Source organism: Nonomuraea sp. NPDC049378 (assembly GCF_055586745.1).
The window spans coordinates 59162-68624 of the sequence record NZ_JBVJHP010000039.1 but is presented as its reverse complement, the minus strand read 5'-3'; the positions used below and the strand labels follow the sequence as shown (position 1 = coordinate 68624).

Sequence of the window (9463 nt, the reverse complement as noted above, 5' to 3'; positions counted from 1 at the left end):
TACCGCCCCGACCTCCTGGACGCCTTTCTGGCACACACCGGCCTGATCACGAACCCGAGATCGACATGACACCCCGAACTTTCAATCTCTGTAGACTAGTTTGCACAGACGCTGATCTCTTCGCCGGCCAGTGTGGTTATCGCGACAGCCTCGCGAACTCAGAGCGTGTTTGAGAAGATCATTCGTGTTCGGTGTGGCGGCGTGACGAACGGTGTGGATGCCGTCAGGGTGGCCGGATGCCCCCGAATCGCTACCCCTCGGACCTGACCGATGCGCAGTGGGAGCTGATCGAGTCGCTTCTGCCCAAGCCGAACACTGGCGGCCGTCCGGAGAAGCATCCGCGCCGCGAGATTGTCAACGCGATCCTGTACGTGGTGCGCTCGGGCTGCCCGTGGCGGTACCTGCCCACCGACCTGCCGCCCTGGCAGACCGTGTACTGGTACTTCCAGCAGTGGGAACAGGCCGGCGTAACCGAAGCGCTGCTGGCCGAGCTTCGCATCAAGGCGGTCGCGAGGACGAGCCGTCAGCGGGAATCATCGACTCGCAAAGCGTCAAGGGCGCCGACACCGTCGGCCGCGACAGCCGCGGCTACGACGCAGGTAATTATGACGGCCCCGTCATAAAGGTAAGAAGGTCAACGGTCGCAAGCGGTTCATCATCACCGACACCGCCGGCCTGCTCATCACCGTCACAGTGCTGGCGGCCAGTTGGCAGGACCGCGACGGCGCCAAGACCGCCCTGCTGTCGGCGTACCTGACCACCCCGATCCGGTACGTCTTCGCCGACCAGGGCTTCGCCGGTCGCTGGTGGACTGGGCCCGCGACACTCTGCGCACTACCCTGGAAATCGTACGCAAGCCCGCTGACCGGCGCGGCGTCAGCGTCATCTCCCGCCGTTGGGTGGTGGAGCGGACGCTGGCCTGGCTGACCGCATGCCGTCGATTGGCTCGTGACTACAAACGGGACCCGGCTGTCTCCGAGGCGATCATCCGCTGGGCCGCTATCGCCGGCATGGCTCGCCGCCTCACCCGAGGCAGCCCCGCCCAACGCCAATCGCGCTACATCTGCGACTGAAATCCTGCCGCAAACGATCTTCTCAAACACGCTCTGCGCTGGGGCAGAATGCTCCCGACGGAGCTCAGCTCGGCGTACTGCGACTGCTCGCTTACCGTGCTTCACATCATGGCTGTGCCATCGAGTACATGACCATGAGATAGTCGGTGTCTCTTGCAAAGAGGGCGCCCAAGACAGGGTTCTCCACAGGCAGAAGTCACGTGACCACGGTCACGGTAGTCACACAGTTAGTCACTCACCCCCGCCCCGCCCTGATCGGCGAGGGTGAGTTTTCCCTGGTGGAGCCTAGGAGATTCGAACTCCTGACTTCCTGCTTGCAAAGCAGGCGCTCTGCCAACTGAGCTAAGGCCCCTTCGACGAAGATAGCTTACCGGGCCGACGAAGCGACCTGCGTCGTACCAAGGTCGTCGCTCAACACCAGGCTCGGGAAGTCTGCGATCGAGTCGATGAGGTGGGTGGCGCCGCCTTTCAGAAGGCGCTCCCGGCTGTGGACGCCCGTCAGGATGCCGGCCACGATCGATGCTCCGGCTCGCGTGCCGCACAGCATGTCGTTCTCCGAGTCGCCGATCACCGCCACGTGCCGTACGTCCGCCACCCCCGTACGGAGGACCGCGTGCAGCACCATGTCGGGCCAGGGGCGGCCGCGGCCGCCGGCGTCTTCCGGGGAGATGGCCAGGTCGATCTTGTCGTGCCAGCCGAGCACGCTCAGCACGCGGCTCAACGTGACGCGGCTGAAGCCGGTGATCAGGGCTAGTTGGAGGCCGTTGCCACGGAGTTTGTCGAGGACCTCCATGACTCCGGGCACGGGCGTCAGACCTGCCCGCTCGAGCGCGCCTTCGTAGGAGCGTTCGAACGTCAGGTTCGCCGCCTGGGCCTGGGCTTCGTTCCCGGGGAAGATCCCGCGGAAGACATCGATCGTGGGACATCCCCGGGACCGGTGCACGTGAACCATGGCACGCGCGTAAGCCCCGGTCCCGGGCACTATGCCCTGGGTCGCGATCGCCTCGGCAAAGGCGCGCTCGACCATGGCGATGTCACCGACTGTGGTGCCTGCCAGGTCCAGGCACACCAGCTTGATGGGGACGACGTCACTCATCGCCTCGCCGGTCGGTTAGTTCTCGCTGCCGGTCGCCTCGGTCCAGAGATCAAGCTCTGCGCGGTCGGCCTGCACCTTACGCCAGATCAGCAACCCCCCAAGGGCGATCAGCGCCAGAACGAGCAGCTTCTTCACGGTGTGACCCCACTTCTTCGACGGTCTCACCTGCCGGGGTGAGACCCAACGGTTGACAAGCAGCCTAGCAAGGGATGGCTGCGCTACCTGTGTTGCGGATGTGTGGAATGTGCGATGGACGAGTGTTCGGCCCCAGGTGGGACCCGAATGCTGTCCCATCTCGGACGAACTTCGACCAACCATCTGTCGGCAACCCTCATGGGCAACAGCTCGATCATGCCAAATATCCGGCGCGGATGCGCGAAACGTCCGTGCCGGGGGTCAGCTCGTGCTTGCTGGGAGGAGGCTGGTGAGCCTGATCCTGGTAAATGTGTGCCCTGGAGGAGGGTAACCCGAGGTGAGCGTGCCTGCCAGCCGCTTGGGGGTCGGATTCGGATTACGGAGGCGCGACACCGCACGGACGGTGTCGGCTCAGAACGAACATGCTCGTGTCCCGGTTTCGTCACGATACCACAGGGGGGTATGGTGATCGAAACAGCCGCACACTTCCTGAGGAGATCGTCATGAGCGCTGCCACCTTCACCGTCACCGGCATGACCTGCGACCACTGCGTGAGCTCGGTCAAGGAAGAGGTCAGCGAGGTGGCGGGCGTGACGTCCGTGGAGGTCGACCTGGCGGGTGGCCTGCTGACGGTCGGCAGTGACGGTCCTGTCGACGCGGCCGAGGTCGCCGCGGCGGTGAAGGAAGCCGGTTACGAGATGACCGGGCAGGCCTGACGGGGTCTCCGGGCGGCCGGCACCGCCCATGCGCTCTGCGCCCCCCTCAGACGGGCTGTGGCCTGCGGGCCCAGGCGACGGCCGGCCTCATCGCGGCGCCGGCCGCCGCGAACGCGCCGCCGAGCAACAGCCATCCGAGCGTTCCGCCGCCGAGCACGAGCGTGGTGAGCACGACGGGCCCGAGCATCCTGGCCACCGGCACGCCCGTCCCGAAGAAGCCCTGATACTGGCCCTGCCGGTCCTCGGGGGCGAGCGCGAAGCTGATCTCCCAGGCGCCCGGCGCGAGCAGCAGCTCGGCGAGCACCTGCAGGCCGGTCGCGACGAGCAGGAACACCCATCCGTACGGGCTCAGCGCGAACACCGCGCACGCCGCGAACATCACCAGCCCCGCGTGCCGCACCGACGCGGAGGCGTCGTCGAGGCCTTTCACCCTCCGGGCCACCCGCACCTGGAAGAGCAGCACGCTGCCGGTGTTGATCACGAGCATGACGGAGACGACCCAGGCGGGCGCTGAGGTACGGGTGGCGATCCAGAGGGGCACGACGATGCTGAGCAGCGGCATGTAGAAGAGCATCACCGCGTTGATCAGCGTGACGAGCGCGTACGGCCGGTCCCCGAGCACGGCCATCCGTGGCCCGGTGGGGGCCGGCGCGGGGTGTACGGAGGGCAGCCGGAGCAGCACGGCCGCGGCGGTCACGAAGGCCAGGGCGTCGAGCGCGAACGCCGCGAGGTATGCCTCCGGCGTGTCGACGTGCAGTGCGAGCCCGCCCAGGGCGGCGCCGGCGGCGAGGCCGCCGTTGAGCGTGGCCTGCAGGACGGCACGTACCGCGGTGCGTTGCTCCGGCGGCACGAGCCCGGCCAGCAGCGCCTGGCGGGCGGCGGACAGGCCGGTCTGGGCGGTGCCGTACACGCAGGCGACGAGCACGAAGAGCTCGAAGGAGCGGACGAACATGAACGCGGCGACCGCTGCGGCGGTCGTCAGCGCGAGCAGGACGGCGACGCCGCGCGGGCCCCGCCGGTCGGCCAGGTGGCCGAGCGGCAGGCCGGCCACCGCGCCGACCGCCCAGCCCAGCGTGAGGCCGAGGCCGATCTGGGCGGGCGGCAGGCCGACGATCCTGGCGAAGTAGAACGCGGAGGTGACGAGGTAGACGCCGTCGCCGACGGAGTTCGCGAGTTGGGCTCGGGCCAGGTTGCGGCGGGGGTTCACGGCGCCCATCCGGTTCCAGGCGGCGCCGCGGGCGACGAAGGCGTCCGAGCCGGCCATGGCCTGCGTCCCGAGGTCCGTTCGTGCGGTCATGCAGCCATCTTGGAACGCAACTTGTCCCGGGATAAGCTCCAATTTCCGGCAAGATGATTGGGCCAAGATGGACGTTCACATCAGCCTCGGCGGCAGGGGTGACCTGGCCGCGCAGGTCTACCGGCAACTGCTCGACGCCATCCTCGACGGACGGCTCAGGTCGGGCGAGCGGCTGCCGCCGACGAGGCAGCTGGCGCGCAGCCTGGAGATCTCCAGGAACACGGTCGCGCTCGCCTACGACCGCCTGGTCGCCGACGGGTTCCTGGTGGGGCGGGCGGGCGCGGGGACGTTCGTGTCGGCGGAGCCGGTCAGGGGCAGGGCGGCCCCGAAGGGCGTGGTGCGGCCGCGGGCGGTCTGGCGGGAGCTCGAAACCCCGCAGTCCCCGCCGTCCGCACCGTCCGCCCGGTACGACTTCCGCGCCGGCGTGCCGGACGCGCGCCTCTTCCCGATGGAGACGTGGCGCCGGCTGGTGGCGCGCGAGCTGCGGGTGAGCGCCGCGGCGTACGGCGACCCCGCAGGATACGAGCCCCTGCGGGAGGCGATCGCCCGGCACATCGGCCTCAGCCGCTCCGTCCATGCCGGCCCCGGCGACGTGCTCATCACGGGCGGCGCGCAGCAGGCGCTCGACCTCGTCGGCCGGGTCCTGATCGAGCCGGGTGACACGGTGGCCGTCGAGGAGCCCGGCTATCCGCCCGCCCGCCTACTGTTCCGCTCGCTCGGTGCGCGCGTGGCGGGCGTGCCCGTCGACGCGGAGGGCATCGACGTGCCAGCCATCCCCGGCTCCGCCCGCATCGTGTACGTCACGCCGTCGCACCAGTTCCCCCTGGGCACGCCCATGTCCCTGGCCCGCCGCGCCGCGCTGCTGGCCTGGGCGGAGCGCCGCCGGGCGGTGGTGATCGAGGACGACTACGACAGCGAGTTCCGGTTCGGCGAGCGCCCGCTCGAACCCCTCCAGAGCCTCGACCGGGCGGGCCGCGTCGTCTACGTGGGCTCGTTCTCCAAGACCCTGCTCCCGATGCTCAGGCTCGGCTTCCTGGTGGCGCCCGCCTCGCTCGGGCCTGCGCTGCGCGCGGCCAGGCGGCTGTCGGACTGGCACGGGGAGGTGCCGACGCAGGCGGCGCTGGCGCGCTTCATCGACGAGGGCCTGCTGGCCAGGCACATCAGGAGGGCCACCCGTGAGTACGCCGCCAGGCACGCCCTGGTCGCCGAGGCGCTGGCGGCCGACGACCGCCTGCTTCCGGTGCCGTCCACGGCGGGCCTGCACCTGTGTGCCCGCCTCGCGCCCGGCGTGTCCGTACGCCCCGCGCCGGAGCTGGCGGTGGAGCGGCTGGAGGCGTACTGCGGGGATGCACCGGCCCAGGCCGGGCTGGTGCTGGGCTACGGCGCGATCACGAAGGACGCCATCCCCGAAGGGCTGCGCCTGCTGCGGTCACGGATGTCGGCGGCTCCAGAACCCGCGAACCCGCTCCCCTGACATCTCCGGGTCGTCCGGCGACGTCGGTTGCCGCACGATCACTACGGTGGTGCGGGCGTGTCGCGCGCAGTACATGCTGGTCGAGGGCATGAAGATGCGGCTGAACAGCCCGCGTCTCCCTCGCCCCAGCACCAGCAGATCACCTTCGCGGGCCAGATCCACGAGGTGGTAGCCGGGGTCGCCGACCCGGCCGACCACCGCCGTCGTGAGATCCTCGGGCACTCCGCCCGCGACGTCGTCGAACACGCCGGTGATCACCTCTGAGCAGCGCGCCTCCTCGCCCGCTCTGATGGCGTGCTGCACGGGCAGCGCCTCAGGGAACGGGTGGACGGGCGCGCGGCTGACGTGCACGGCGACCAGGGCCATCCGGTGCAGCCTGGCCGCGCCGATGGCCCAGGCGAGCGCCCAGCGCGATGACGGCGACTCGTCGACCCCGACGATCAGCCTCGCACCGACGGGCAGTTCCTGTTCCACGGTGCCTCCTGTTGAGAAGTACGACCATAGTGCGCCTACCCGTCGATTACCGGGAGGTGGCATTTTGGAACCTTGGCGTCGCCGCGCGGAAAACCAGAGGGAAGCTCCCGGCGCGTTCAGACCAGCTTCAGCAGGCCGCCGTGCAGGGTGTCCCGTTCGTCCGCCGACAGGGTCCGGTACGCCGCCGCGGCCCGCTGGTCGGTGTCCGCCTCGATCCTGGCGCGCAGCGGCCCGTCCGCCAGGGCGACGATCCCGGCCGCGGTCAGGCCCTGCGCCTGCCAGGCCATGGCGTGGGCGTCGGCGCGGTGGTGGCGCAGCGCGGCGATGCGGTTGAACAGCAGCACCCCCGGCGAGGTCCCCTCCGGTTCGTACGGCGGCGCCGCCACCTCCAGCGCGCCGCCCGGCACGCGCTCGGCCGAGTCGAGCACCCGTCCCGCCAGACCGGCCAGCGCGAGCAGGTCGTGGCCGGCCCAGGCACGTTCGGCCGCGGCGGCGTGCAGGTCGTACAGCCTGTGGATGAACGCGAGCCCTTCGCGCGTCGGCCGGAGCAGGCCGCCGGGGTCCTCGGTCATGGTGCCCTCGCCCAGGTGGTCGTCGAGTTCGCGGAGCGCGGCGTCGCCGTAGCGGTAGAGCGTGGCCAGCTGTGGCCGGGTGAGCGGGCGCAGGGGGAGGGTGAACCGCAGGTCGACCAGCAGGCCGGGGGTCACGCCTGACGACTCGGCCAGGTCAGTGACCGATCGGAGTGCCGCGGCGTGCAGGTTGACGTGGGCCGCGTCGATGATCGGGGCGATCGTCGCCGCATATTCCGACAGGTCATGAAATTTCGGCATCAGGTGGATTATGCCGGTGTGTAAGGGGATGGAGGAGTGCCGAACGGACCGGCCTGACCCCATGGAATGCTAAGCGTATGGCCGCGCCGCTCCGCCTCACCCGCACCACGGTGTTCGCCGTGGTCTGCCTGGGCCTGGGCGTGGCGGCCCACGTGCTCGGCGGCGCCCCCGTGCCGGCTCCGGCCGCCGCGGGCGGGCTGGCGGTGGCGCTCGTGGCCGCGTACGCGCTGGCCGGGCGCGAGCGCTCGATCACGGTGATCCTGCCGCTGCTGGCGGCGCTCCAGGTCGTCATGCACGTGCTGTTCTCGATGTCGCACGCGGCCACGCCCCACCAGATGGCCGGCCACCTCCACTCCGGGCTGGTCCCCGACCTCGGCATGCTGGTCGCCCACGGGTGGGCGGTCGCGATGACCGCGCTGTGGCTGGCCCGAGGCGAGGCCGCGCTCTGGTCGCTGCTGCGACGCCTGGTCGTGCGGCTGCTGGTCATCTGGCTGCCGCCGCTCACGACTCCTTTCTCCACACCCCTGTGGACGGCGGAGCCGCGCGAGCTCCGCCCGGCCGTGCTGCGCCACGTGGTCAGCAGGAGGGGTCCGCCGCGGGTTGTCGCCGCCTGACCTCCGGGTCGCGGCAGGACGGTTTCTTCCCATAGACAACCCCACGCCCGGCAGGGCCTGCTTCGGCCTGCCGGGCGGAGAAAGGCCATGCCCATGTTCTCTCGTCATGCCCTCGTGCTCGCCGCCGCCGTGGTGGCGCTGGCCGGCTGCGGCGGCGGCTCGACCACCGAGTCCGCGCCCGCCGCCACCACCGCCACGACAGCGGCCGCGGCCGCGCCCGCCGGGCTCTCCATCACCGACCCCTGGGTGAAGACCGTCAAGAAGGGGATGACCGCGGCCTTCGGGACGCTGGTCAACAACGGCGACACCGACGTCACCATCGTGTCCGGCGCGTCGCCGCTGTCGCCGACCATCGAGCTGCACGAGGTCGTCGAGTCCGGCGGCAAGATGGTCATGCGGCCCAAGGAGGGCGGGTTCGTGGTGCCCGCGCGCGGCACGCACCAGCTCCACCCCGGCGGCGACCACATCATGCTGATGGGCGTCACGGAAGAGGTGAAGCCCGGGGCGAAGGTGCCGTTCACGCTCCAGGTGAAGGGCGGGCAGCCGCTCGAGTTCAGCGCCGTCGGCAAGGACTTCGCCGGCGGCGAGGAGGACTACCAGCCGGGGCACGAATGATCAGCCGTAGGGGGCTGCTGGCCGGGGGAGCCGCCACCGCGGCGGGCGCCTTCACCCGCCGCGAGACCCCGCCGCCGACCCACGCCGAGCGGGCGAGGGTGGAGCCGTTCCACGGCCCGCACCAGGCGGGCGTGGCGACGGCGCCGCAGGTCCACGCCGTGTTCGTCGGGTTCGACCTGCGCAAGGGCATCCGCGGGGAGGCCGTCGTCCGGCTGCTCCAGCTGCTCACCGACGACGCCGCCCGCCTGACCCAGGGCCGGCCCGCCCTGGCGGACACCGAGCCGGAGCTGGCCGCCGCCCCCGCCGGGCTGACGATCACCTTCGGCTTCGGGGAGGGGCTGTTCGACAGGGCCGGGGTGGATTCGCCGGTCCGCCCGCTGCCCGCGTTCGAGACGGACAAGCTGGACAGGCGGTGGAACGGCGGCGACCTGCTCGTCCAGGTGTGCGCCGACGACGGTCTGACCGTCGCGCACGCCGTACGGATGATCGTGAAGGACGCGCGGTCGTTCACCCGGGTGCGCTGGACCCAGCGCGGGTTCCGTGGCGGGGCCGGCGAGGGGACGCAGCGCAATCTGATGGGTCAGGTCGACGGCACCGTGAACCCCACCGACCTGGACAGAGCCGTCTGGATCGATCAGGGCCCGGCCGGGATGCGCGGCGGCACCACGATGGTGTTGCGCAGGATGCGCATGCACCTGGAGACATGGGACGCCGCCGACCGCGTGGCCAGGGAGTTCACCATCGGCCGGCGGCTCGACACCGGCGCCCCGCTGACGGGCGGGGCCGAGCGCGACGAGCCCGACTTCGACCGGAAGAACCACCTGGGGTTCCCGGTCATCTCCGAGTACGCCCACATCAGGCGGGCCCACGTGGCGGATCCGGCGCAGCGGATCCTGCGCCGGCCGTACAACTACGACGAGGGTCTGACCGAGGACGGCGAGTCGGACTCCGGGCTGCTGTTCGCCTCCTACCAGGCGGACATCGAGCGGCAGTTCGTGCCGATCCAGCGGCGGCTGGCCGAGGGTGACCTGCTCAACGAGTGGGTCACCGCGATCGGCTCGGCCGTCTTCGCCATCCCGCCGGGGTGCGCGCCCGGCGGCTGGATCGGGGAGGGGCTGCTGGGGTAGCCGGGGAGCGGG

At 70.7% G+C, this 9463-nt stretch carries 12 protein-coding genes, 1 tRNA gene and 1 pseudogene; 8 read left to right on the top strand and 6 right to left on the bottom strand.

From position 1 onward, the window contains the following. The first annotated feature begins 236 nt into the window (after positions 1-236). From ACZ6SA_RS47385 to ACZ6SA_RS47375, 3 genes and pseudogenes are all read left to right on the top strand, one after another. A complete protein-coding gene (locus ACZ6SA_RS47385) occupies positions 237-623 on the top strand; it encodes an IS5 family transposase (protein WP_347650613.1) in 387 nt (128 codons plus the stop codon). Between the two features lie 31 nt (positions 624-654). Further along, positions 655-744 (top strand): annotated as a pseudogene (locus ACZ6SA_RS47380) (hypothetical protein); the annotation flags it as partial. Between the two features lie 62 nt (positions 745-806). Next, complete coding sequence (locus tag ACZ6SA_RS47375) at positions 807-1073, top strand: transposase (protein ID WP_347650614.1); 267 nt, start codon at positions 807-809, stop codon at positions 1071-1073. Between the two features lie 276 nt (positions 1074-1349). Here ACZ6SA_RS47375 and ACZ6SA_RS47370 read toward each other — a convergent pair. From ACZ6SA_RS47370 to ACZ6SA_RS47360, 3 genes are all read right to left on the bottom strand, one after another. Beyond that, positions 1350-1425, bottom strand: a tRNA-Ala gene (locus ACZ6SA_RS47370). A 15-nt stretch (positions 1426-1440) separates the two neighbouring features. Beyond that, positions 1441-2169 (bottom strand): HAD family hydrolase, encoded by a 729-nt coding sequence (locus ACZ6SA_RS47365; protein WP_443156912.1) that lies wholly within the window; start codon positions 2167-2169, stop codon positions 1441-1443. A gap of 15 nt (positions 2170-2184) precedes the next feature. Next, complete coding sequence (locus tag ACZ6SA_RS47360) at positions 2185-2304, bottom strand: DLW-39 family protein (RefSeq protein WP_020542320.1); 120 nt, start codon at positions 2302-2304, stop codon at positions 2185-2187. A gap of 503 nt (positions 2305-2807) precedes the next feature. On the opposite strand from ACZ6SA_RS47360, the gene ACZ6SA_RS47355 reads away from it, so the two are divergent. Further along, positions 2808-3020: a heavy-metal-associated domain-containing protein gene (locus ACZ6SA_RS47355; RefSeq protein ID WP_465835903.1), complete on the top strand. Its 213-nt coding sequence runs from the start codon at positions 2808-2810 to the stop codon at positions 3018-3020. Between the two features lie 46 nt (positions 3021-3066). Here ACZ6SA_RS47355 and ACZ6SA_RS47350 read toward each other — a convergent pair whose 3' ends face one another. Beyond that, entirely contained in the window at positions 3067-4317 is a 1251-nt protein-coding gene (locus ACZ6SA_RS47350; protein ID WP_465835901.1) for an MFS transporter, read from the bottom strand. A 67-nt stretch (positions 4318-4384) separates the two neighbouring features. On the opposite strand from ACZ6SA_RS47350, the gene pdxR reads away from it, so the two are divergent. Next, positions 4385-5791, top strand: coding sequence for a MocR-like pyridoxine biosynthesis transcription factor PdxR (gene pdxR / locus ACZ6SA_RS47345; RefSeq protein ID WP_347650618.1), 1407 nt, complete (start codon positions 4385-4387; stop codon positions 5789-5791). Here pdxR and ACZ6SA_RS47340 read toward each other — a convergent pair. Then, on the bottom strand, positions 5747-6265 hold the full coding sequence (locus ACZ6SA_RS47340) for a universal stress protein (RefSeq protein ID WP_347650619.1): 519 nt from the start codon (positions 6263-6265) through the stop codon (positions 5747-5749). The genes pdxR and ACZ6SA_RS47340 overlap by 45 nt on opposite strands. 116 nt (positions 6266-6381) lie before the next feature. Continuing rightward, positions 6382-7095 (bottom strand): hypothetical protein, encoded by a 714-nt coding sequence (locus tag ACZ6SA_RS47335; RefSeq protein WP_465835898.1) that lies wholly within the window; start codon positions 7093-7095, stop codon positions 6382-6384. A gap of 77 nt (positions 7096-7172) precedes the next feature. On the opposite strand from ACZ6SA_RS47335, the gene ACZ6SA_RS47330 reads away from it, so the two are divergent. The 3 genes from ACZ6SA_RS47330 (at position 7173) to ACZ6SA_RS47320 (ending at position 9451) form a co-directional block, all read left to right on the top strand. Beyond that, positions 7173-7709: an MFS transporter gene (locus tag ACZ6SA_RS47330; protein WP_465835896.1), complete on the top strand. Its 537-nt coding sequence runs from the start codon at positions 7173-7175 to the stop codon at positions 7707-7709. 87 nt (positions 7710-7796) lie between these two features. After that, positions 7797-8324 carry a copper chaperone PCu(A)C gene (locus ACZ6SA_RS47325; RefSeq protein WP_465835894.1) on the top strand — a complete coding sequence of 176 codons (528 nt, stop codon included), beginning with the start codon at positions 7797-7799 and terminating at the stop codon, positions 8322-8324. After that, the gene (locus tag ACZ6SA_RS47320; RefSeq protein WP_347650623.1) at positions 8321-9451 is read left to right on the top strand and encodes a Dyp-type peroxidase; all 1131 of its coding nucleotides are present in this window, start codon (positions 8321-8323) and stop codon (positions 9449-9451) included. Before ACZ6SA_RS47325 ends, ACZ6SA_RS47320 begins: the two co-directional genes overlap by 4 nt. The last annotated feature ends 12 nt before the right edge of the window (positions 9452-9463 follow it).

Coding starts and splice junctions, on each gene's coding strand:
- ACZ6SA_RS47355 (WP_465835903.1), top strand. CDS start 2,808: ATGAGCGCTGCCACCTTCACCGTCACCGGCATGACCTGCGACCACTGC.
- ACZ6SA_RS47325 (WP_465835894.1), top strand. CDS start 7,797: ATGCCCATGTTCTCTCGTCATGCCCTCGTGCTCGCCGCCGCCGTGGTG.
- ACZ6SA_RS47330 (WP_465835896.1), top strand. CDS start 7,173: ATGGCCGCGCCGCTCCGCCTCACCCGCACCACGGTGTTCGCCGTGGTC.
- ACZ6SA_RS47320 (WP_347650623.1), top strand. CDS start 8,321: ATGATCAGCCGTAGGGGGCTGCTGGCCGGGGGAGCCGCCACCGCGGCG.
- pdxR (WP_347650618.1), top strand. CDS start 4,385: ATGGACGTTCACATCAGCCTCGGCGGCAGGGGTGACCTGGCCGCGCAG.
- ACZ6SA_RS47385 (WP_347650613.1), top strand. CDS start 237: ATGCCCCCGAATCGCTACCCCTCGGACCTGACCGATGCGCAGTGGGAG.
- ACZ6SA_RS47335 (WP_465835898.1), bottom strand. CDS start 7,095: ATGCCGAAATTTCATGACCTGTCGGAATATGCGGCGACGATCGCCCCG.
- ACZ6SA_RS47365 (WP_443156912.1), bottom strand. CDS start 2,169: ATGAGTGACGTCGTCCCCATCAAGCTGGTGTGCCTGGACCTGGCAGGC.
- ACZ6SA_RS47350 (WP_465835901.1), bottom strand. CDS start 4,317: ATGACCGCACGAACGGACCTCGGGACGCAGGCCATGGCCGGCTCGGAC.